Genomic DNA, 22011 nt, shown 5'->3' on the forward strand with positions numbered 1-22011 from the left:
GAGGGCCCGGTGCCGCGATACGCGGGTGCCGGGCCCTTTCGCTGTGCGCGGGAGGGCTCTGTGTTCGTGCAGTGAACACAGAGCCTTGACGTGTCCATGGGATGGCTTTACGTTCCTCACACATCACCGGGTTCACCATGCGGCCCCATGTTCATGTATATGAACTCCCTTGTCGGGCAGGGCCGTTGAACCACCACCGCACCGGAAGGCACCCCCACATGCGTACCGGCACCATCCCCCGCGTACTCGGCATCGCCGCCGGCCTGGCCGCGCTGCTCACCACGGCCCTCGCCGCCCCCGCCCTGGCGGAGCGGGCCCCGGCCGCCGCACCCGCTCCCGCCGCGGCCGCCGCCCCGGCCGTCTTCACCCACCCCGGCGTCCTCGTCAGCCGCCCCCAGCTGGACTTCGTCCGGGGCAGGGTGCAGGCGGGCGCCCAGCCCTGGAAGGGGGCGTACGACCAGATGATGGGGAGCAAGTACGCCTCCCTGTCCCGGACCGCCAAGCCCCGCGCGATCGTCGAGTGCGGCTCGTACTCCAACCCCAACAACGGCTGCACCGACGAGCGCGAGGACGCGATCGCCGCGTACACGCTCTCGCTGGCCTGGTACATCACCCAGGACAGCCGGTACGCGCAGAAGGCGATCCAGATCATGGACGCCTGGTCGGCCGTGATCCGGGACCACACCAACAGCAACGCGCCGCTCCAGACCGGCTGGGCCGGCTCGTCCTGGCCGCGGGCCGCCGAGATCATCAAGTACACGTACAGCAGCTGGCCGAACTCGGGGCGATTCTCCACCATGCTGCGCAACGTCTACCTGCCGAAGGTCACCAACGGCTCCCACTCCAACGGCAACTGGGAGCTGTCGATGACCGAGGCGGCGATCGGGATCTCGGTCTTCCTGGAGGACCGGGCCGCCTATGACAAGGCCGTCTCCAAGTTCCGCGGGCGGGTCCCCGCGTACATCTATGTGACCGCCGACGGCGCCCTGCCGAAGGTCGCCCCCGGCAGCGGGCTCGACACGCGGGCGAAAGTCATCAACTACTGGCAGGGGCAGTCCACCTTCATGGACGGACTCTCCCAGGAGACCTGCCGCGACCTGACCCACACCGGTTACGGCATCTCGGCCATCGCGCACATCGCGGAGACCAGCCGGATCCAGGGCCAGGACCTCTACCCGGAGGTCGCCGACCGGCTGCGGCACGCGCTGGGGCTGCACGCCAAGCACCAGCTGGGGACGCCCGTTCCGTCCTCGCTCTGCGGCGGCTCGCTCAAGGACAGCCTCGGTCCCATCACCGAGGTCGGGTTCAACGCCCTGTCCAACCGGCTCGGTTACGCGATGACCAACACGCAGACGCTGACCGAGCGGCAGCGCCCGGCCGGTACCAACAACCTGTTCGTGGCCTGGGAGACCCTGACCCACGCGAACAACCCCGCCTGATCGAGCGGTGGTTGTGCACGACGAACGGCCCGGCAGGGGAGCAGAACCCCTGCCGGGCCGTTCGGTCGTGCGGTGTTGCAGCGATCCCGTGGGGTCAGAAGGTGAGCTTGAAGCTGTTGATGCGGCCGGTGTCCTGGCGCGCGACATCCTGGACCCGCAGCCTCCACTGGCCGTTGGCCACCTCGGACGAGGCGTTGACCGTGTAGGTCGCCACCACGTTGTCCGCGGAGTCGCCGGAGGAGGAGTTCTTCAGCCGGTAGGCGCTGCCGTCCGGGGCCAGCAGGTCGATGACCAGGTCACCGCGCCAGGTGTGCGTGATGTTCACGTCCACCTTGAGGGCGCTGGGGGCGTTGCCGGTGATGCCGGTGACGTTGACCGCGCTGGTGACGGCCGCGCCCGCGTCCGGGATGTTGACGACGGTGTTGTTCTCGAAGACCTTGCCACCCGGGTCGGGGTCGCCGCCGCCGGGACGGGCACCCACGTTGATGCCGGCCCAGGCGTGGGCCACGGCCGCGTACTCGGGGCTGGTGGCGCCGTACAGCTCACTGGCGACCGCGAGCGTGCCGGTGCGGGCAGCGGCGTAGTTGGTCGTCGAGGTGAACTTGGTGGTGAGCGCCTTGAACCAGATCAGCGACGCCTTGTCCCGGCCGATGCCGGTGACCGGCAGTCCGTCGGAGGTCGGGGAGTCGTAGTTGACACCGTTGATCGTCTTGGTGCCGCTGCCCTCGGAGAGCAGGTAGTACCAGTGGTTGGCCGGGCCCGAGGAGTAGTGGACGTCGATGCCGCCGATGCCGGAGTACCAGGCGTCCTTGGAGCTGCCGTCCTTGCTCGGCTTGTCCATGTAGCGCAGCGGGGTGCCGTTGCCACGGATGTCGATCTTCTCGCCGACCAGGTAGTCGCCCTGGTCCTGGGAGTTGTTCGCGTTGAACTCGACGGCGGCCGCGAAGATGTCGGACGTCGCCTCGTTGAGGCCGCCGGACTCACCGCTGTAGACCAGCTTGGCCGTGACCGAGGTCAGGCCGTGGGTCATCTCGTGGGCGGCCACGTCGATGGAGGTCAGCGGCTTGACGTTGCCGTCGCCGTCGCCGTACGTCATGCAGAAGCAGCTGTCCTGCCAGAAGGCGTTGACGTAGTTGTTGCCGTAGTGGACGCGGGAGTACGCGCCGACACCGTCTCCGCGCAGGCCGTTGCGGCCGTGCACGTTCTTGAAGTAGTCCCAGGTGAGCGCGGCGCCGTAGTGGGCGTCGGCGCCTGCCGTCTCGGCGTTCTGGGGGGTGCCGTTGCCCCAGACGTCGGTCGACTTGGAGAACAGGGTGCCGGTGCCGGAGGTGCCCCGGTTGAGGTTGTACGTCTTGTGGTTGCCGCGCGTGGTGTCGGTCAGCGTGTACGAGGGCGCGGTGCCCAGCGTCACCTGGCCGCTGTACTGGGTGTTGCCGGTCCCGTTGTGGACCGCCTGGTACTCGTACAGCTTCTCGCCGGAGGTCGCGTCGGTGATGACGTGCAGCTCGTTCGGGGTGCCGTCGTGCTGGAGTCCGCCGACGACCGTCTCGTACGCGAGCTGCGGGGAGCCGCTGCCCAGCCAGACGACCTTGCGCGGCGCGTTCTCCGCCTCCGTCGCCTTCGAGCCCTCGGCCTTCGCCGCACCGAGCGCCTGCTTCTCGGCGGCGGCCGGGGCCACGTCGGCGGTGAGGCCGACGGCCTTCAGCTGCGCGGTGGTCGCCTTCGACGCCTTGGTGACGCTGAGGGTCTGCCCGGCCGTGGTCTCCTGGACCACCAGGTCGCCGCCGAGGACGGGGAGCCCGTCGAGGGTGCGCTCGTAGCGGGTGTGCGTGGTGCCGTCCCGGTCCTGGGCGACATCACGGACGACGAGCTTCTCCGTGGCGCCGAGCCCGAGCTCCTTGGCGGTGGCCGCCTTGGTGGCGTTGGCCTCGCTGAGGAGTTCGGCGCGCTGGGCGGGGGAGAGCTTGGCGGGGAGCGAACCCGTGTCCACCGTGCTGCCGGCGGTGACGCCGCCGGCCGGGGTGATGGACGTCGGGGTGGCGGTGGCGGAGCCGGACTGCAGTCCGACGGCGATCATGGCTGCTGCGGCTATCAGAGCGCCGGTCGCGGTGGCGCGACGGCTGGGCGTGGATCTCACGCGGACTCCTTCTGCGAGGGGGGTTACCGGCGGCGCTGGACGAGCCGTCCGGGACAGTGCAGGCGGTGCGCAGAACGGGGTGAAGAGTGTCAGCAGATGCGTATACCTGTCAGGAGCGCGTCAACAACTTGGCCGGAATTCGTTCGTTGCCGGAAAGGTCATGTTCGTTAAGCGGACGTTTCGCCGATCATTGCCGGGGTGTTGCCGGGGTGTGCGAAGGCCCGTATTCACAGGGTGGGCACAGGTTCGGTGCCGAGGGGGCACAATCGAACGGCGGGTGCGGAACCGGTTACAGCCCACCTGGTGAGACGGGGATGGGTTCTGGCCAGATCCCGCCAGCGGAACCGCGTCGTCCGTGAGTCGGGGTCGAGCGGGCCTGAGGGGTGAGGCCCCGCCCGGCCCCGGGCGGGTCTGGGGGGTGAGGCCCCGTCGGAGCGGGGTGGGCCCCGTCAGGCCGGGCGGTCCGCCGGGTAGACCGCGTCCAGGAGCCCCCGTACGAACCGGTCCAGGTCGTCCAGCCCCGCCGCCGCCAGGGTGCCCGGCCCGTCCGCCAGCAGATGCGGGATCGCCGCGTGCAGCGCGAGGGTGACGGTGGCCGCCCGCTGTGGGGTGACGGGGAGTCCGGCGGAGCGCTGGGCCGCCTCGAACCCCGCGAAGTCGCCGCTCGCCATCGGGTCGAGGAGGGCCGAGAGCCACGGGCGCCGGGCCGCCTCCGCCTGGAGCTCCAGACAGGCGAGCAGCCGGGGGCGGCCGGGTCCGGCGACGTTCTCCAGGAGGGTGCGGAACAGGGCGGTCAGCCCCTCGCGGTCGGCCGGTCCCGGCCCGGCGGCGAGCTGGGCGGTGAGGGCGAGGTACTGCTCCAGACACCGTTCGGCCACCGCCCGCAGCACCGCGTCCCGGGTCGGGAAGTAGTTCTTGGTGGTCCCGTCCGGCACCTCGGCCGCCCGGTCCACGGCCCGGTGGGTGAGGCCGCGCCCGCCCTCCTCGGCCAGTACGGCGATGGCCGCGTCGCGCAGCCGGTCGCGCCGGTCAGGATTCACGCGCGCTCCCTCTGTCCGTACCGCTGCGGCCCGACCCCTTCCTTGCCGATGCTACCCCAGGCGTGGTACCACGGATGTGGTGGTTGTTCGCACCGGCCGGACGAGCTTCGGGAGTACGGCATGGCAGCGCGTGAGGGAACAGGGGCAGGGCCCGGGACGGCAACCGTCGTCGGGGCGGGCATCGGGGGCCTGGCGACCGCGATCGGGCTGCGCCGGGCGGGCTGGGCGGTGACCGTGCTGGAGCGCCGCACCGAACTGGAGCGGTACGGCGCCGCCTTCGGTATCCACCCCACCGCACAGTCGGCGCTCGACCGGCTCGGCGTCGGGGAGGCCCTGCGCGACCACGCGGTGCCCTACCGGAACGCCCGCATCCGCACCCCGGACGGCCACACGCTGGCCCGCCTCCCCCTGGAGCGCATCGAGAAGAAAGCAGGCCGCCCCGAACTCCTCATCTCCCGCCCCTACTTGCTCGACGCCCTGCTCGCGGGCCTGGACGCCTTCGGGGACGTACAGATCAAGCTCGGGGAGACCGTCACCGAGGTGAGCGCCCTGACGGCCACGCAGGACCTGGTGGTCGGCGCCGACGGCATCCGCAGCGCCGTACGCACCGCCCGCTTCGGCGACCGCAGCGGCCCGCGCCCGGTCGGAACCGTCGCCTGGATCGGCATCGCCGACTTCGAGAGCCCCGTCCACGGCGAGACCTGGGGCAGCGGCCGCTTCTTCGGGCTGACCCCGGTGGAGCCGGGCCGCACCAACTGGTACGCCACCGTCCCCGCCGCGACCACCGCCGACGAGCTGCGCGCCTCCTTCGCCGGCTGGCACGACCCGATCCCGCGCATCCTGGACGCCACCGACCCGGACACCTGGATCCGCTACGAGATGCGCCACCTGTACCCGGCGCTGCCCACTTTCGTCTCCACCGGCGCCGCAACGGGCCCCGTCGCACTGGTCGGCGACGCGGCCCACGCCATGACCCCCAACCTCGGCCAGGGCGCCTGCACCGCGATCCTGGACGCGGACGCCCTGACCCGGGCGGTCACCGCAGCACCGCTCCCCGCCGCCCTGCGCGCCTACGACCGCGAACGCCGCCGCAGCGCCCAGCGGACCGCCTTCGCCTCCCGGACCCTGCACCGCTTCATGTCCACGGAACGGACCCGGCTGCGGAACGGGGCGGTACGGCTGCTGCCGGGGTGAGGACGGGGCGTCAGACCAGGCTGTCCTTCCACGTCCGGTGCAGCCCCGCGAACCGCCCCGTGCCGCCGATCAGTTCGGCCGGTGCGCCGTCCTCCACGATCCGGCCGCCCTCCATCACCAGCACCCGGTCCGCGATCTCCACGGTGGACAGCCGGTGGGCGATCACCACCGCTGTGCGGCCGTGCAGCACCGTGTCCATGGCGCGCTGCACCGCCCGCTCGCCGGGGATGTCCAGGGAGCTGGTCGCCTCGTCCAGGATCAGCACCGCCGGGTCCGCCAGCAGGGCGCGGGCGAAGGCGACCAGCTGGCGCTGGCCCGCGGAGATCCGGCCGCCCCGCTTGCGTACGTCGGTGTCGTAGCCCTCGGGCAGCGCGGCGATGAAGTCGTGCGCGCCGATCGCCTTCGCCGCCTGTTCGATCTCGTCGGGGGTGGCGTCCGGGCGGCCGATCGCGATGTTCTCCGCGACCGTCCCGGAGAACAGGAACGCCTCCTGGGTCACCATCACCACGCCCTTGCGCAGCTCGGCCGTGGAGAGGTCGCGCAGGTCCACGCCGTCCAGCAGGACCCGGCCGTCGGTCGGGTCGTAGAACCGGGCCAGCAGCTTGGCCAGGGTCGACTTGCCCGCGCCCGTCGAGCCGACGACCGCCACCGTCCCGCCCGCCGGGATGCGCAGGTCGAAGGTGGGCAGCACCTCGCCGCCCGTACGGTAGGCGAACCGCACCCCGTCGAAGACGACCTCCCGGCCCGGGTGGCCGCCGGAGCGGGCGGGCAGCTCCTTGGGGTCCGCCGCGGCCGGGACGGTCGGGGTCTGGGCCAGCAGGCCCGCGATCTTCTCCAGCGAGGCCGCCGCCGACTGGTAGGAGTTGAGGAACATCCCGAGCCGGTCGATCGGGTCGTAGAGCCGGCGCAGATAGAGCACCGCCGCGGCCAGCACCCCGAGCGCCAGAGTCCCGTCGGCCACCCGGTAGGCGCCCCACAGGACCATCCCGGCGACCGCCGTGTTGGCGACCAGGCGGGAGCCGACGACATAGCGGGCCATCTCCAGGAGCGCGTCACCGTTGCGCCGCTCGTGCACATGGTTGAGCGAGCCGAACGCGGCGTCGTTGGACCGCTCCCGGCGGAACGCCTGGACCGGCCGGATGCCGTTCATGGTCTCCGCGAACTTGACGATCACCGACGCGATCGCCGTCGACCGCGCCCCGTACACGACGGCCGCCCGCCGCCGGTAGAGCCGTACCAGCAGATACAGCGGTACGAAGGAGAGCGTCGCGATCGCCCCGATGCCGAAGTCCAGCCAGAGCAGGACCAGCGAGATCGACACGAACGAGAGGATCACGTTGATCAGTTCCTGGAGCCCCTCGCTCAGCAGCTCCTGCAACGACTCGACGTCCGTGGTGGAGCGGGAGATCAGCCGCCCCGAGGTGTAGCGCTCGTGGAAGTCCACGCTGAGCGCCTGGGCGTGCCGGAAGATCCGGCCGCGCAGGTCCAGCAGCGCGTCCTGGTTGATGCGTGCGGAGCCCCGGATGAACGCGTACTGGAGCATCCCCGCGCCCAGGGAACAGAGCGCGTAGCCGATGGCGACCGCGATCAGGGGCCCGTAGTCGTGGTCCCGGAACGCCGGGACCCCGCTGTCGATCGCGTACGCCACCAGCAGCGGCCCCGCCTGCACCGCCGCCTGCTGGACCACCAGCAGCAGTGCGGCCACCGCCACCCGGCCGCGCATCGGCCTGAGCAGGGAGCGGAGAAGCGCCCCGGTCGCGCCGCGCGGTGCGGGCAGGTCGTCCTGGTCGAAGGGGTCGCCGGCCACCTCCGGTGCGGGTGCCTGTGCCTTCTGTCCGGGCTCCGGTGTGCCGTCGTCACCTGAGGCGGTGCGCGCGGCGTCGTCGGTGGTCGTGGTCATCGGGTGCCCTCCTCGACGGGTACCTGCTGGGCGGGGGCAAGGGTCTCGGTGGTCAGCGGGTCGGGGCCGCCACCAGGCTCGGCCCCCGACATCAGCCACGCGTACTCCGCGTTCGACCGCAGCAGCTCCTGATGCGTGCCCACCGCCGTGATCCGGCCCTCCGACAGCAGCGCCACCCGGTCCGCGAGCATCACGGTCGAGGGGCGGTGCGCCACCACCACCGCCGTGGTCTCCTCCAGCACCTGCCGCAGCGCCGCCTCCACCAGCGTCTCGGTGTGCACGTCGAGCGCCGAGAGCGGGTCGTCCAGCACCAGGAAGCGCGGTTGGCCCACCACCGCACGCGCCAGGGCCAGGCGTTGGCGCTGGCCGCCGGAGAGGCTCAGCCCCTGCTCGCCGACCTCCGTGTCCAGGCCCTGCGGCAGCCGGTGCACGAAGTCGGCCTGCGCCACCGCGAGCGCCCGCCGCACCTGCTCCTCGTCCGCGTCCTCGGCGCCCATCCGCACGTTCTCGCCGACCGTGGCCGAGAACAGCGTCGGCTCCTCGAACGCCACCGACACCAGCTCCCGCAGCCGCGAACGTTCCATCGTGGCGATGTCCTCGCCGTCCAGCGTGATCCGCCCGCCGGTCACCTCGTGCAGCCGGGGGACCAGCGCGGTGAGAGTCGTCTTGCCGGAGCCCGTACCGCCCACCAGGGCCATCGTCTCGCCGGGCCGCACATGCAGGTCGATCCGGGCCAGGACGGGCGGGGAGCCCGGTTCCGCGTCCGGGTAGCGGAACTCCACCCCCTCGAACACCATCCCGGCGGGCGCGTCCGGCGCGTCCGCACGGGCGGCGGCCACCCCGTGCTCCTCCGCCACGTCCATCACCTCGAAGAACCGGTCCGTCGCGGTCGCCGACTCCTGGCTCATCGCCAGCAGGAAACCGATCGACTCCACCGGCCACCGCAGCGCGAGAGCCGTCGAGAGGAAGGCGACCAGGGTGCCGGCCGACAGCGAGCCGTCCGCCACCTGGATCGTGCCGAGGACCAGCGCCGCCCCGATCGCCAGCTCCGGGATGGCGGTGATGAGCGCCCAGATCCCGGCGAGCAGCCGGGCCTTGCCCAGCTCCGTGGTGCGCAGCCGCTGCGAGAGCGCCCGGAAGGCGAGCGCCTGGCTGCGGTGGCGGCCGAAGCCCTTGACGATCCGGATGCCGAGCACGCTCTCCTCGACGACCGTGGTCAGATCGCCGACCTGGTCCTGGGCCTTCCGGGCCACCAGCGAGTACTTCGTCTCGAACACCGAGCACAGGACGATCAGCGGCACCGCCGGTGCCAGCAGCACCAGGCCGAGCGACCAGTCCTGGGCGAACAGGATGACGAAACCGACCAGGATCGTCGCCGCGTTGACGACCAGGAAGGTCAGCGGGAACGCCAGGAACATCCGCAGCAGCATCAGGTCCGTCGTACCGCGCGACAGCAGCTGGCCCGAGGGCCAGCGGTCGTGGAAGGCCACCGGCAGCCGCTGCAGATGGCGGTAGAGGTCCGCCCGCATCGACGCCTCGACCCCGGCCAGCGGCCGCGCCACCAGCCACCGCCGGAATCCGAACAGCACGGCCTCCGCGATGCCGAGCAGCAGCAGGTACAGCGCGCCCAGCCAGACGCCGCCCGGGTCCCGGTCGGCCACGGGCCCGTCCACCATCCACTTCAGGATCAGCGGGATCACGAGCGACAGACAGGACGCCAGGATCGCCACGAAGGCGGCGGTGAACAGGCGGAGCCGTACCGGGCGGACATAGGGCCACAGACGCAGGAGGGAGCGCACGGCGGACCGGTCCGTGCGCTCTGCAGGCTTTTCGGGCATCAGGGCCGACTGTACGTTTCACCACTGACATCGGTCCTCCCAATTTTCGGCCGCGACGGGACAGGGCAGGACAGGACCTGGACAGGACCAGACCGGGCCCCGCGCCGCGGCCGCCGGTCGTACCCCCGGGTCAACCGATCGGCTGATGGGACGTCGGGCGTGATGACGGATACCGCCCGCCCCCGCCCGCCGGAACCCTGGTGGGCATGGCAATCATCGAAGTCGACGCGGTGCGCAAGACCTACGCGGGCCGCCCTGTGGTCGACGGCGTCTCCTTCTCCGTCGACGAGGGCGAGATCTTCGGCATCCTCGGACCCAACGGGGCCGGCAAGACCACCACCGTCGAATGCGTGGAGGGCCTGCGCATCCCCGACGCGGGCACCGTGAAGGTCGCCGGGCTCGACCCCGTCGCCGACCACGACCGGGTGACCCAGCTGCTCGGCGCCCAGCTCCAGGAGAGCGAGCTCCAGGCCAAACTGACCGTACGGGAGGCACTGGAGCTGTACAGCGCGTTCTACCCGGCCCCCGCCGACTGGCGCCCGCTAGCCGCCCGGCTCGGCCTCGAAGAGAAGCTCACCACCCGCTTCGCCAAGCTCTCCGGCGGCCAGAAGCAGCGCCTGTTCATCGCGCTCGCCCTGATCGGCGACCCGAAGGTCGTCGTCCTCGACGAGCTGACCACCGGCCTGGACCCGCGCGCCCGCCGCGACACCTGGAAGCTCATCGAGGAGATCCGCGACGGCGGGGTGACCGTCCTGCTCGTCACCCACTTCATGGAGGAGGCCCAGCGCCTCTGCGACCGTATCGCCGTCATCGACCGGGGCAAGGTCGTCGCCCTGGACACCCCGGCCGGGCTGATCCGGCGGGCCACCGGCTCCACCGTCATCTCCTTCGTGCCCTCCCGGGCGCTCACCGGCCCCGACCTCACCCGGCTCACCGCGCTTCCCGGCGTCGCGTCCGTGACCCCGCCCGACAGCGAGGGGACGCTCACCCTGCACGGCACCGACGACTCGGTCACCCCGTTCGTCGCCCTGCTCGCCGAACTCGGCGTCACCGCCCGGCGGCTGCGCATCACCGGGACCAGCCTCGACGAAGCCTTTCTCGATCTCACCGAACAGGACGCCTGACATGCAGACCGGGACCACCACCGCACCGGCCACCGCCCCGGGGCCCAGCGCCGCCCGGCGACGCGGACCCGCCGCCGCCGTCCTGATCGCCGAGGCCCGGCTCTTCCTCCGTGAACCGGGCAGCCTGTTCTGGGTCTTCGCCTTCCCCTCCGTCCTCCTGGTGATCCTCGGCTTCGTGCCCGCCTTCAAGGAGGCGCAGGACGACCTCGGCGGCCGGCGCGTCATCGACCTGTACGTCCCCATCTCGATCCTGCTCGCCATGATCACGGCGGGGGTCCAGGCGATGCCGCCGGTCCTCACCGCCTACCGCGAGCGCGGCATCCTGCGCCGGATGTCCGCCACCCCGGTGCGGCCCTCCGCCCTGCTCGCCGCCCAGATCCTGCTGCACGGCGCGGCCTGCCTCGGCTCCGCGCTCCTCGTCACCGTCGTCGGCCGGACCGCCTACGGGGTCCCGCTGCCCGGACAGCCCGCCGGATATCTGCTGGCGCTGCTGCTCTCCGCCGCCGCCGCGCTCTGCCTGGGCGCCACGATCTGCGCCCTGTCCCGGACGGCGAAGGCGGCCACCGCGGTCGGCTCGGTCGCCTACCTGGTGATGATGTTCACCGCCGGGGTCTGGCTGCCCGTCCAGGCGATGCCCGACATCCTGCGCCGCGTCGTGGAGATCACCCCGTTCGGGGCCGCCTCCCAGGCGCTGGAGCAGGCCGCGTCCGGGAGCTGGCCGGGCTGGATCCACCTCGGGGTCCTCGCCCTGTGGACCGCCGTCACGGGCGTCGCCGCGAGCCGAATGTTCCGGTGGCAGTGAGTGGGGGCGGGGGCGGGGCGGCGGCCGTGGTGGACCCGGTGCGGCCGGGGGAGACTGCCCGCATGACGTCCTCGCCCCGCCGCACCCCCTACGTGCCGGGACCGGCGACCCCCGTCACGGCCGAGCAGCGCTGGGAGCAGTTCTACCGGTACGGGCCCTACGCCGTCCTCACCCTCGCCACCCTCGTCGGGGCCGTCGCCGCCGACCTGATCATGACCCGCACCGAGATGTACGCGGCCGGGGTCCTGACCGTCGCGGCGTACGGGCTCCAGGTCTGGTGGGGCCGGGCCCGCCCGCGTACCGCTCCGGGAGCCCCGGCCGGGGTGGCCTACTACACCGCGAGGACCGCCCTCGCCTTCGCGCTGTCCTGGCTCAACCCGTTCTTCGCGATCTACGCGGCGCTCAGCTACTTCGACGTCGAACCCCTGCTGCCCAAGCGCTTCGTCCGCGCCGGGCTGCTCACCACCGCCGTCACCCTGGCCGGTTCGCAGAGCGGCGGCCTGCCGCCCCCCTCCCTGATGAACTGGGTCGCCTTCGCCGTGCTGTACGTCGTCAACGCCACCCTCGCCCTCTTCTTCTGGCAGGTCGGCCTGCGGGAGGAGGAGAAGGCCCGCGTCCAGGCCGCGACCATCGCCGAGCTGGAGCGGACCAACCTCCGGCTGGAGGCGGCCATGGCGGAGAACGCGGCCCTGCACGCCCAGCTCCTCGTCCAGGCCCGGGAGGCCGGCGTCGACGACGAGCGGCGCCGGCTCGCAGCCGAGATCCACGACACCCTCGCCCAGGGCCTCACCGGGATCATCGCCCAGCTCCAGGTCGTCACCTCCCTCACGGACCGCGATCCGCGGACTGCCCGCGTCCACCTGGAGAGGGCCGCCGCCCTCGCCCGCCACAGTCTCGGCGAGGCCCGCCGCTCCGTCCACAACCTGGCCCCCGTCGCCCTGGAGCACGACGAGCTGACCGGCGCCCTGGAGAAGACCGTCGCCACCTGGGCCGAACAGCACCGCGTACGGGCCGACTTCACCGTCACCGGCACCGCCGAACCGGTCCACGACGAGGTCGCCGCCACCCTCCTGCGCATCGCGGGCGAGGCCCTGGCCAACGCGGGGCGGCACGCCGGGGCCTCACGGGTCGGGGTCACGCTCTCCTTCATGGACGACGAACTGACCCTGGACGTACGGGACGACGGCCGCGGCTTCGACCCCGCGGCGGCCACCCCGGCCGGCCGCACCGGCGGATTCGGCCTCGGTGGCATGCGGGCCCGCGCGGAACGCATCGCGGGCACGGTCGAGGTGGAGTCGGAGCCGGGCGGCGGCACGGCGGTCTCGGCCCGGGTCCCCCTGGTCAGGCAGGCGTGAGCGGCCGTACGGTGACCGCTGGCCAGGCGGCTGCGACGGGCCGTACGGTGGCCCGTGCCATGACCGAGAACCCCGCCCGCACCATCACCCTGGTCCTCGCCGACGACCACCCCGTCGTCCGGGACGGGCTGCGCGGCATGTTCACCGCCGAACCCGGCTTCGAGGTCCTCGGCGAGGCGGCCGACGGTGTCGAGGCCCTCGCCGTCGTCGAACGCCTGGACCCCGACGTCGTCCTGATGGACCTGCGGATGCCCGGCGGCGGGGGAGTGGCCGCCATCGCCGAGCTGACCCGGCGCGGGGCCCGTTCCCAGGTCCTGGTGCTGACCACGTACGACACCGACTCCGACACCCTCCCCGCGATCGAGGCGGGCGCCACCGGCTATCTGCTCAAGGACGCCCCGCGCGAGGAGCTGTTCGCCGCCGTCCGGGCCGCCGCCGACGGGCGCAGCGTCCTGTCGCCCGCCGTCGCCTCCCGGCTGATGACCCGGGTCCGCACCCCCGCCGCCCCCGCCGACGCGCCCCTCTCCGCCCGGGAGCGCGAGGTGCTGGTGCTGGTGGCGCGGGGGACCACCAACCGGGAGATCGCCGCCGAACTCTTCATCAGCGAGGCGACCGTGAAGACCCACCTCACCCACATCTTCGCCAAGCTCGGCGCCAAGGACCGGGCCGCGGCCGTCGCCGTCGGCTACGACCGGGGCATCCTCGGCTGATTCCCCTTCCTGTTACGCGGTCACCCGCAGGAGCAGCACCGAGCGGGCCGGGACCGTCATCTCCGTACCGCCTTCGAGGACCGTGCCGGGCGGCTCGGCCTGGTCCTCCCGGGAGGTGTCCAGGACCAGTTCGTACGCCGCCGCCCACGGGGCCCCCGGCAGCTCGAAGGCGACCGGTTCCGCGCCCGCGTGCAGGACGGCGAGGAAGCTGTCGTCGGTGACCGGCTCGCCGCGTGCGTCCCGCCCCGGGATGTCCCGGCCCGAGAGGTAGAGGCCGAGCGTGGCGGCGGGCGCGTACCAGTCGCCCTCCGTCATCTCCCGGCCGTCCCGGGTGAACCACGCCAGGTCCCGCAGCCCGTCCGGCGCCTGGGCCCGGCCGGAGAAGAACGCGCGGCGGCGCAGCACCGGATGGGTGTGGCGCAGCTTCAGCACCCGGGCCGTCAGCTCGGTCAGTCCCCGCCACTCGGGCTGCTCCAGCAGCGACCAGTCCAGCCAGCCGATCTCGTTGTCCTGGCAGTAGGCGTTGTTGTTGCCGCCCTGCGTACGGCCCATCTCGTCGCCCGCCACCAGCATCGGCACCCCGGTGGAGAGGAGCAGCGTGGTGAGCAGGTTGCGGAGCTGGCGGCGGCGCAGCGCGTTGATCTCCGGGTCGGCGGTCTCGCCCTCGGCCCCGCAGTTCCACGCCCGGTTGTCGCTCGTCCCGTCCCGGTTGCCCTCGCCGTTGGCCTCGTTGTGCTTCTGCTCGTAGCTCACGAGGTCGCGCAGGGTGAAGCCGTCGTGGGCGGTGACGAAGTTGACCGAGGCGTACGGGCGGCGGCCGCCCCAGGCGTACAGGTCGCTGGAGCCGGTCAGCCGGTAGCCGAGATCCCGTACGTCGGGGAGCGCGCCGCGCCAGTAGTCCCGTACGGCGTCGCGGTAGCGGTCGTTCCACTCGGTCCACAGGGGCGGGAAGGCCCCCACCTGGTAGCCGCCGTTGCCGACGTCCCACGGCTCGGCGATCAGCTTGACCCGGCGCAGCACCGGGTCCTGGGCGATCACCGCGAGGAACGGGGAGAGCATGTCGACGTCGTGCATCGAGCGGGCCAGGGCCGCCGCGAGGTCGAAGCGGAAGCCGTCGACGCCCATCTCGGTGACCCAGTAGCGCAGCGAGTCGGTGATGAGCCGCAGCACCTGCGGCTGGACCACGTGGAGGGTGTTGCCGCAGCCGGTGTAGTCGGCGTAGCGGCGGGGGTCGTTCTGGAGGCGGTAGTAGCCGCGGTTGTCGATGCCGCGCAGCGAGAGCATCGGGCCCAGCTCGCCGGCCTCGGCGGTGTGGTTGTAGACGACGTCGAGGATGACCTCGATCCCGGCGCCGTGCAGGGCGTGCACCATCCGCTTGAACTCGCCGACCTGCCCGCCCGCCGAGCCGGAGGCGGAGTAGCCGGCGTGCGGGGCGAAGTAGCCGATGGAGTTGTAGCCCCAGTAGTTGTGCAGCCCGCGCCGCAGCAGATGGTCCTCGTGGGCGAACTGGTGGACCGGCAGCAGTTCGACGGCGGTCACCCCCAGCCGGGTCAGGTGGTCGATCGCGGCCGGGTGCGCGAGTCCGGCGTACGTGCCGCGCAGCTCGGGCGGGATGTCCGGGTGGAGCTTGGTGAAGCCGCGTACGTGGAGTTCGTAGATGACGGAGTCGGCCCACGGGGTCTTGGGGCGGCGGTCCTCCACCCAGTCGTCGTCATCGTGGACGACGACGCCCTTGGGCACGTACGGAGCCGAGTCCCGGTTGTCCCGTACGGTGTCGGCGACATGCTGGTCCGGCCAGTCCCGTACGTGCCCGTAGACCTCCGGCGGCAGGGTGAAGTCGCCGTCGACCGCACGGGCGTACGGGTCGAGCAGCAGCTTGGCCGCGTTCCAGCGGGCGCCCGTCCAGGGGTCCCAGCGGCCGTGCACCCGGTAGCCGTAGCGCTGACCGGGCGCGATGCCCGGCAGGAAGCCGTGCCAGATCTCGTGGGTCAGCTCGGTCAGCGGGCAGCGGGTCTCGGTGCCGTGCTCGTCGAAGAGGCACAGCTCGACCGCCTCGGCGCCACCGGCCCAGAGCGCGAAGTTGGTGCCCGCCACCCCGTCCGGACCGACCCGGAAGCGGGCCCCGAGCGGCATCGGCGCCCCGGGCCACACGACGGGCGCCCGGGGCTCGGCCCGTACGGCCTGCGCGGCCTCCACGCTCACGGCTTGCGCGGCCTCCAGGCGTAGGCCGTTCGAGTCCTCCGTACGTACGGTGCCGGGTTCGGGGACGCCCGGTGGTTCCCCGGGCCTCACCGCCGTCCCGGCCGGTTCCTGTACTGCCTCCTGCTCGGCTGCGCTCGACACCGTGTCGCCTCCCGCGGCTCATGAGGACGGGCACCGGAAAGGGGGCGCGCGACGTCCCGGCCGCGGCCCTCTCCTGGTAGTCCTTCCCTCTGTTCTGCCCACCGCGGGCCCCGCACTCACGTTTCCCCCGACCGGCCCTGCTCGTTGGGGGAGCGTGAACCACGTAGCGAAGAGCGCACGGGCGGGCTCGGCCGCCGTGCTGACATGGGCAGGACTGCTCACCGTGCTGGTCCTGCTGACCGGATGCACCGATACGAGAGAGGCCCTGCTCAACGGCAAACCGGGCTCTCCCCAGGATGTGATCAGCGTCTTTCCCGAGGACGGGGCGAAGGAGGTCGACGCGGAGACCCGGATCCGGGTGAAGATCCCCGACGGCCGGCTGGAGAGCGTCAAGGTGATGCGGATCGAGGACGCCCAGCAGCAGACCGTGGCCGGGCGCATCGCCGCGGACGGCCTCTCCTGGAACCCGGAGCCCGGCGCGGCCCGGCTCGCCCTGGCCGCGAAGTACAGCATCGACGCGGTGGCGGTGGACGCGGCCGGACAGCGCTCGGCGCGCCGCGCCACGTTCACCACGCTCGTCCCCGAACACCGCTTCATCGGCTACTTCAAACCGGAGAACCGGTCCACCGTGGGTACGGGCATGATCGTCTCCTTCTCCTTCAACCGCCCCATCGCCGACCGCGCGGCGGTGCAGAAGGCCATCCGGGTGACATCCGATCCGGCGGTGGAGGTCGTCGGCCACTGGTTCGGCAAGGACCGGCTCGACTTCCGCCCGCAGAAGTACTGGAAGCCGGGCACGGAGGTCACCGTGGACATCGGACTGCGGGACGTGGAGGGCGCCCCCGAGGTCTACGGCAGCCAGGACAAGAAGGTCACCTTCACCGTCGGCCGCTCCCAGGTCTCCCTGGTCGACGCGGAGGCCAAGACGATGGAGGTGCGCCGCGACGGGGAGCTGGTCAGCACGGTCCCGATCACCGCGGGGGCCCCGAAGACGACCACGTACAACGGGAAGATGGTCGTCACCGAGATGCACGAGGTGACCCGGATGAACGGTGCCACCGTCGGCTTCACGGACAAGAAGGGCAAGGGCGAGTACGACATCAAGGACGTCCCGCACGCCATCCGGCTCACCACCTCCGGCACCTTCCTGCACGGCAACTACTGGGCCGACGAGGAGGTCTTCGGCGAGGAGAACGTCAGCCACGGCTGCATCGGGCTGCGCGACGCGAAGGGCGGCAGCGCCACCACGCCGGGCGGCTGGTTCTTCGACCGGACCCTGATCGGGGACGTGGTGGAGGTCGTCAACTCGAAGGACAAGAAGGTCGCGCCGGACAACGGGCTCAGCGGCTGGAACATGGGCTGGAAGAAGTGGAAGGCGGGCTCCGCCCTGCGCTGAGCACGCCCGCCTCCCCGGCGCCCCCGCTTTGCGCTGAGCCCGTCCGGGTGCGGCGCCCTGCCCCGCGTTGCGTACGCCCCCCCCGGCGCCCCCGCCCCGGGGGCGCCCGGCACCCCTCCCCACCTGCACGGCTCTCCCCGCCACTTGGGACGGAACGGTGACATTCCGGAGGGGATCCACCCCGCCCACGGTGTGATTATCTTGCGGTGGAGCGCGTATGAGCAGCGCGCGGGGGATGCGGGCCATGGCGATGCCAGGCCCAGCGAGGGGAGACACCACAGTGAACGTGCAGCCGATATCGGGGGCATCGGCCGGGGGCAGGAAGCGGCGCGGCGGATCGGGGCCTCTTGCCCTGGCCCTGGGCGCCATGCTGTTGCTGGTGACGGCGTGCGGCGGGGACGCGGAAGCGGGAAGCAAGGGCGGCGGAAAGAGCGGCTCGAAGGCGGAGGACACCACGGCCTCGCAGGCGGTGGTGACCATCGCGCCGGAGGACGGCGCGGAGTCGGTGGCGACCAGCGGCGCGCTGAAGATCACCGCCGCGCAGGGCAAGCTGACCACCGTCAAGGTCGCGGACCCCAAGGGCAACGCGGTCGCGGGCGAGATCGCGGCGGACGGCGCGAGCTGGGTGCCGGAGCGGCACCTCGCCGCCGCCACCAAGTACGCGGTGCACGCGGTCGCCAAGGACGCGAAGGGCCGTGAGTCGGCCAAGGACACCACCTTCACCACGCTGGTGCCGGAGAACACCTTCATCGGGCACTACACGCCGGAGGACGGCTCCACCGTAGGGGTCGGCATGCCGGTCTCGATCAACTTCACCCGGGGCATCACCGAGCCCGCCGCGGTGGAGAAGGCCATCAAGGTCACCGCCGATCCGGCCGTCGAGATCGAGGGCCACTGGTTCGGCAACGACCGCCTCGACTTCCGCCCGGAGAAGTACTGGGCGCCGGGCACCAAGGTGACCGTGGAGCTCCACCTGGACGGCGTGGAGGGACGGCCCGGGGTCTACGGCAAGCAGGCCAGGAAGGTGCAGTTCACCATCGGCCGCAGCCAGGTCTCCACCGTCGACGCGAGCTCGAAGCGGATGAAGGTCGTCCGCGACGGCGAGCAGATCAAGGACATCCCGATCTCCGCGGGCGCCCCGGCGACCACCACGTACAACGGTCAGATGGTCATCAGCGAGAAGCTCAAGGTGACCCGGATGAACGGCGACACCGTCGGCTTCGGCGGCGAGTACGACATCAAGGACGTGCCGCACGCCATGCGGCTCTCCACCTCGGGCACCTTCCTGCACGGCAACTACTGGGGCGCGTCCTCCATCTTCGGCTCCACCAACACCAGCCACGGCTGTGTCGGTCTGCGCGATGTGCGGGGCGGCTACGACAACCAGACCCCGGCGGCCTGGTTCTTCAACAAGTCGATCATCGGTGACGTGGTCATCGTGAAGAACTCCAAGGACAAGCAGATCGCGCCCGACAACGGGCTCAACGGCTGGAACATGGACTGGGAGGAGTGGAAGAAGTAGGACTTCCTCCACGACTTCCCGTACGACCCCGGCGGGCCCGGTGCTGTGACCAACGGCACCGGGCCCGCCCGCGTTAGCACTGGTTAACCTGCCTCCATGACTGTGACCCTCGAAGTACGCGACAACGTCGGGACCATCCGGCTGGACCGGCCGCCGATGAACGCCCTGGACGTGGCGGTCCAGGACCGGCTGCGGGAGCTCGCCGAGGAGGCCACCCGCCGCGATGACGTGCGCGCGGTGATCCTCTACGGCGGCGAGAAGGTGTTCGCGGCCGGTGCGGACATCAAGGAGATGCAGGCGATGGACCACACGGCGATGGTCGTACGGTCCAAGGCGCTCCAGGACTCCTTCACCGCCGTCGCCCGCATCCCCAAGCCCGTCGTCGCCGCCGTCACCGGCTACGCGCTCGGCGGCGGCTGCGAACTGGCCCTCTGCGCCGACTTCCGTATCGCCGCGGACAACGCCAAGCTCGGCCAGCCGGAGATCCTGCTGGGGCTGATCCCGGGCGCCGGCGGCACCCAGCGCCTGGCCCGGCTGATCGGCCCGTCCCGGGCCAAGGACCTCATCTTCACCGGCCGCATGGTCAAGGCGGAGGAGGCCCTGACGCTCGGTCTGGTGGACCGGGTGGTGCCCGCCGCCGAGGTCTACGAGCAGGCGCACGCCTGGGCCGCCAAGCTGGCGAAGGGGCCCGCGCTGGCGCTGCGCGCGGCCAAGGAGTCGGTGGACGCCGGACTGGAGACGGACATCGACACCGGGCTCACCGTCGAGCGGAACTGGTTCGCCGGACTGTTCGCCACCGAGGACCGGGAGCGGGGGATGCGCAGCTTCGTGGAGGAGGGCCCCGGCAAGGCGCAGTTCCTCTGAGCGGGCGCGGCGCGGCCGGCGCGTTCCGGATGCACTTCTGACGCGGATTCATCCCTCCGGGCGGATTATCCGGGCCTTAAGACAACCTTAAGGCCCGGTGCCGTACCCCTTCGGGCAATCCCGCCCGCCCGGTCCATCACCGCAGCTCACCGAGGCCGTGAAAGACACTGTCCTGCCGGTGGCATATGCCAAATGCCCTTTGTGGAATGGGGTGTTCCGGGGGGCGGATTCCCTCGGAACGGCCCCGGAGGGCGGAGTGTGCGTCCATGATGGTGGACATGGCGGGCCTGGAGGATGTGGATCAGCCGCGACCGCGCAGCAGCGCGACTGCGGCACGCTGGACGTCGGGTATGGATGACGAACAGGCGTTCAAGGCACTGGAGTTGTTCGGAAATCCGACCGAGGAGGAAGTCCGGCTGCCGTCGCGGCCGGAGTCCGCGGCGACCGCCCGCCGGCTCACCTCCTGCGTGGTGCTCCGGCAGTGGGCCCTCTCGCCGCAGACCGCGGAGTACGCGGTGCTGCTCGTCTCCGAGCTCGTCGGCAACGCGGTACGCCACACCGGTGCCCGCGTCTTCGGGTTACGGATGGTGCGCCGCCGGGGCTGGATCCGGATCGAGGTGCGTGATCCCTCGCGCGGGCTGCCGTGTCTGATGCCGGTGCGCGAGATGGACATCAGCGGGCGGGGGCTCTTCCTCGTGGACAAGCTCTCCGACCGCTGGGGGGTGGATCTGCTGCCGCGCGGCAAGATCACCTGGTTCGAGATGCGGATCTCCGACCGCTGACACGTGAGGCCGCAGGGGGTGCGGAGGGTCTCGGGGGGTGCCTTCGGGGGCCCCGGGATGCACAGAAGCCCCCGGTCGGCCGTGGTGCGGCGCTGCGGGGGCTTCTGTGGGGGCCGTGAAATGTGGGGTGTGTTCACGGCCGCTCGTGACGACCTCGGCCCGGGTCAATGGGGGTCGTGGCTCCGACTATGGCAGACGGGCGACCCCGGTGCCAAAGAGGCTTTTCGGGTGATTCTCGGGCCAATCGGGCATTCCTTGACTGAATCGCAGGTGGGGTCAGTCACTCGCCTAGCTTTCCATGCATTCTTATGGCATCCCTCGAATGATTCATAGATCATTCCGACAATCGGTCAATCGTCACATTTCACCCCTCTCCCCTCTACTGTGTCCCGGGTACTCCAGGGAAGGCGAGGTGGCCGCGCATGGACGGACGCAAGGCGCCGATGCGCCGCCGCGACGCGCTGGGCACCGGGGCCGGACTGCTCACGGCCGCCGCCCTCGCGGCGGGCTGCACACGGGGCGGCGGGGGTGGGACGACCTCGGCCGCCGGGGCGCCCGCACCCCCCACCCCGTACGCCTCCGCCACCGCCCCCACCGGGCCCCGCCGCTTCCCCGGGCAGCCCGTCCTGATCACCCACGGCCCCCGCGACCGGCCCCGGGTCGCCCTCACCTTCGAGGGCCGGGGCGACCCGGACCTCGCCCGCGCCGCGCTCGCCCGCATCGAACGGGCCGGGGGCCGGGTCACCGTCCTCGCCGTCGGCAGCTGGCTCGACGCGCACCCCGGCATGGCCCGCCGGATCCTCGACGGCGGCCACGAGATCGGCAACCACACCCAGAACCACCGGGACCTCACCACCCTCGACGAGCGCACGGCGTACGAGGAGATCACCGCCTGCGCCCGGCGGCTGCGCCGGCTCACCGGCTCCATGGGTACCTGGTTCCGCCCCTCGCCCGGCCCCGCCGCCACCCCGCTCGTCCAGCGGCTCGCCCGGCGGGCCGGGTACCCGCACGTCCTCTCGTACGACGTGGAGTCCCTCGACCATCTGGCGGGCGGGGTACCGGCCGTCACCCGCAAGGTGACGGGCGAGCTCCGGAACGGCTCCGTGGTGGGGCTGAGCCTCGCCCGCCCGGTCACCGTCGCCGCGCTGCCCCTGCTCCTCGCCGAGATCGGCCGGCGCGGGCTGCGCGCGGTGACGGCCACCGAGCTGCTGAGCTGATGTCACGGGCGGGGCGCCGTCCGGGGCCCCACTCCCCGGCCGCCGCCTCCGTCACCCGTACGGCCCGATAATCTGACCCCGACAATCGGCACCACGAAGGGGCGGAACTGTGGCGGACATCGAGTCGGCGCGGACGGCATTCGAGAAGTTCGACGGGAACGGCGACGGGCTCATCACGGCCAACGAGTACAAGAGCGCGATGGCGCAGCTGGGCGACCCGTTCGTCACCGAGACGGTGGCACAGGCGATCATCAACGCCCACGACGCCAACGGGGACGGCCTGCTCACCTTCGACGAGTTCTGGGCCTCGCGGAACAAGGCCTGAGTCGCCGCGGGACCCCCGGCCGA

General features: G+C 71.9%; 17 protein-coding genes. 12 read left to right on the plus strand and 5 right to left on the minus strand.

Annotated elements, in window-relative coordinates:
• The first annotated feature begins 218 nt into the window (after window positions 1–218).
• Window positions 219–1439: an alginate lyase family protein gene (locus tag IE264_RS13615; protein WP_032758625.1), complete on the plus strand. Its 1221-nt coding sequence runs from the start codon at window positions 219–221 to the stop codon at window positions 1437–1439.
• A gap of 94 nt (window positions 1440–1533) precedes the next feature.
• Here the strand turns inward: IE264_RS13615 and IE264_RS13620 are convergent, their stop codons facing one another.
• Window positions 1534–3576, minus strand: coding sequence for a M4 family metallopeptidase (locus IE264_RS13620; protein WP_032758627.1), 2043 nt, complete (start codon window positions 3574–3576; stop codon window positions 1534–1536).
• A gap of 449 nt (window positions 3577–4025) precedes the next feature.
• Window positions 4026–4616 carry a TetR/AcrR family transcriptional regulator gene (locus IE264_RS13625; RefSeq protein WP_032758628.1) on the minus strand — a complete coding sequence of 197 codons (591 nt, stop codon included), beginning with the start codon at window positions 4614–4616 and terminating at the stop codon, window positions 4026–4028.
• A gap of 120 nt (window positions 4617–4736) precedes the next feature.
• Here IE264_RS13625 and IE264_RS13630 point away from each other — a divergent pair, with 120 nt between their 5' ends.
• The gene (locus IE264_RS13630; protein WP_015611450.1) at window positions 4737–5810 is read left to right on the plus strand and encodes an FAD-dependent oxidoreductase; all 1074 of its coding nucleotides are present in this window, start codon (window positions 4737–4739) and stop codon (window positions 5808–5810) included.
• A 10-nt stretch (window positions 5811–5820) separates the two neighbouring features.
• Here IE264_RS13630 and IE264_RS13635 read toward each other — a convergent pair whose 3' ends face one another.
• Together IE264_RS13635 and IE264_RS13640 are read right to left on the minus strand one after the other, a co-directional pair.
• The gene (locus IE264_RS13635) at window positions 5821–7710 is read right to left on the minus strand and encodes an ABC transporter ATP-binding protein (RefSeq protein WP_032758629.1); all 1890 of its coding nucleotides are present in this window, start codon (window positions 7708–7710) and stop codon (window positions 5821–5823) included.
• Entirely contained in the window at window positions 7707–9548 is a 1842-nt protein-coding gene (locus IE264_RS13640; RefSeq protein WP_078657532.1) for an ABC transporter ATP-binding protein, read from the minus strand. Before IE264_RS13640 ends, IE264_RS13635 begins: the two co-directional genes overlap by 4 nt.
• Before the next feature lie 206 nt (window positions 9549–9754).
• On the opposite strand from IE264_RS13640, the gene IE264_RS13645 reads away from it, so the two are divergent.
• From IE264_RS13645 to IE264_RS13660, 4 genes are all read left to right on the plus strand, one after another.
• Window positions 9755–10672, plus strand: a complete 918-nt coding sequence (locus IE264_RS13645) for an ABC transporter ATP-binding protein (protein ID WP_032758631.1) — start codon at window positions 9755–9757, stop codon at window positions 10670–10672.
• A gap of 1 nt (window position 10673) precedes the next feature.
• Window positions 10674–11474 carry an ABC transporter permease gene (locus tag IE264_RS13650; RefSeq protein WP_032758632.1) on the plus strand — a complete coding sequence of 267 codons (801 nt, stop codon included), beginning with the start codon at window positions 10674–10676 and terminating at the stop codon, window positions 11472–11474.
• Window positions 11475–11536: 62 nt separating this feature from the next.
• Complete coding sequence (locus tag IE264_RS13655) at window positions 11537–12829, plus strand: sensor histidine kinase (RefSeq protein WP_051821902.1); 1293 nt, start codon at window positions 11537–11539, stop codon at window positions 12827–12829.
• A gap of 59 nt (window positions 12830–12888) precedes the next feature.
• Window positions 12889–13539, plus strand: a complete 651-nt coding sequence (locus tag IE264_RS13660) for a response regulator (protein WP_032758634.1) — start codon at window positions 12889–12891, stop codon at window positions 13537–13539.
• A 12-nt stretch (window positions 13540–13551) separates the two neighbouring features.
• Here IE264_RS13660 and glgX read toward each other — a convergent pair whose 3' ends face one another.
• Entirely contained in the window at window positions 13552–15882 is a 2331-nt protein-coding gene (gene glgX / locus IE264_RS13665; protein WP_015611457.1) for a glycogen debranching protein GlgX, read from the minus strand.
• 154 nt (window positions 15883–16036) lie between these two features.
• Here glgX and IE264_RS13670 point away from each other — a divergent pair, with 154 nt between their 5' ends.
• The 6 genes from IE264_RS13670 to IE264_RS13695 all read left to right on the plus strand — a co-directional run bounded on the left by IE264_RS13670 (window position 16037) and on the right by IE264_RS13695 (window position 21988).
• Complete coding sequence (locus tag IE264_RS13670) at window positions 16037–17278, plus strand: L,D-transpeptidase (RefSeq protein WP_032758635.1); 1242 nt, start codon at window positions 16037–16039, stop codon at window positions 17276–17278.
• A 280-nt stretch (window positions 17279–17558) separates the two neighbouring features.
• Window positions 17559–18800, plus strand: coding sequence for a L,D-transpeptidase (locus tag IE264_RS13675; RefSeq protein ID WP_032758636.1), 1242 nt, complete (start codon window positions 17559–17561; stop codon window positions 18798–18800).
• 96 nt (window positions 18801–18896) lie between these two features.
• A complete protein-coding gene (locus IE264_RS13680) occupies window positions 18897–19664 on the plus strand; it encodes an enoyl-CoA hydratase/isomerase family protein (RefSeq protein WP_032758637.1) in 768 nt (255 codons plus the stop codon).
• A gap of 266 nt (window positions 19665–19930) precedes the next feature.
• Window positions 19931–20446: an ATP-binding protein gene (locus IE264_RS13685; RefSeq protein WP_015611461.1), complete on the plus strand. Its 516-nt coding sequence runs from the start codon at window positions 19931–19933 to the stop codon at window positions 20444–20446.
• Window positions 20447–20868: 422 nt separating this feature from the next.
• Window positions 20869–21663 carry a polysaccharide deacetylase family protein gene (locus IE264_RS13690; RefSeq protein WP_032758638.1) on the plus strand — a complete coding sequence of 265 codons (795 nt, stop codon included), beginning with the start codon at window positions 20869–20871 and terminating at the stop codon, window positions 21661–21663.
• A 109-nt stretch (window positions 21664–21772) separates the two neighbouring features.
• Window positions 21773–21988: an EF-hand domain-containing protein gene (locus IE264_RS13695; protein ID WP_015611463.1), complete on the plus strand. Its 216-nt coding sequence runs from the start codon at window positions 21773–21775 to the stop codon at window positions 21986–21988.
• Window positions 21989–22011 lie beyond the last annotated feature (23 nt).

The sequence above is a fragment of the Streptomyces microflavus genome, assembly GCF_014650075.1.
Lineage (GTDB): Bacteria > Actinomycetota > Actinomycetes > Streptomycetales > Streptomycetaceae > Streptomyces > Streptomyces microflavus.

Excerpts from the sequence above, each read along its gene's own strand:
- IE264_RS13660 (WP_032758634.1), top strand. The coding sequence starts at position 12,889 with ATGACCGAGAACCCCGCCCGCACCATCACCCTGGTCCTCGCCGACGAC.
- IE264_RS13645 (WP_032758631.1), top strand. The coding sequence starts at position 9,755 with ATGGCAATCATCGAAGTCGACGCGGTGCGCAAGACCTACGCGGGCCGC.
- IE264_RS13685 (WP_015611461.1), top strand. The coding sequence starts at position 19,931 with ATGATGGTGGACATGGCGGGCCTGGAGGATGTGGATCAGCCGCGACCG.
- IE264_RS13650 (WP_032758632.1), top strand. The coding sequence starts at position 10,674 with ATGCAGACCGGGACCACCACCGCACCGGCCACCGCCCCGGGGCCCAGC.
- IE264_RS13655 (WP_051821902.1), top strand. The coding sequence starts at position 11,537 with ATGACGTCCTCGCCCCGCCGCACCCCCTACGTGCCGGGACCGGCGACC.
- IE264_RS13680 (WP_032758637.1), top strand. The coding sequence starts at position 18,897 with ATGACTGTGACCCTCGAAGTACGCGACAACGTCGGGACCATCCGGCTG.
- IE264_RS13640 (WP_078657532.1), bottom strand. The coding sequence starts at position 9,548 with ATGCCCGAAAAGCCTGCAGAGCGCACGGACCGGTCCGCCGTGCGCTCC.
- IE264_RS13615 (WP_032758625.1), top strand. The coding sequence starts at position 219 with ATGCGTACCGGCACCATCCCCCGCGTACTCGGCATCGCCGCCGGCCTG.
- IE264_RS13690 (WP_032758638.1), top strand. The coding sequence starts at position 20,869 with ATGGACGGACGCAAGGCGCCGATGCGCCGCCGCGACGCGCTGGGCACC.
- IE264_RS13635 (WP_032758629.1), bottom strand. The coding sequence starts at position 7,710 with ATGACCACGACCACCGACGACGCCGCGCGCACCGCCTCAGGTGACGAC.
- IE264_RS13630 (WP_015611450.1), top strand. The coding sequence starts at position 4,737 with ATGGCAGCGCGTGAGGGAACAGGGGCAGGGCCCGGGACGGCAACCGTC.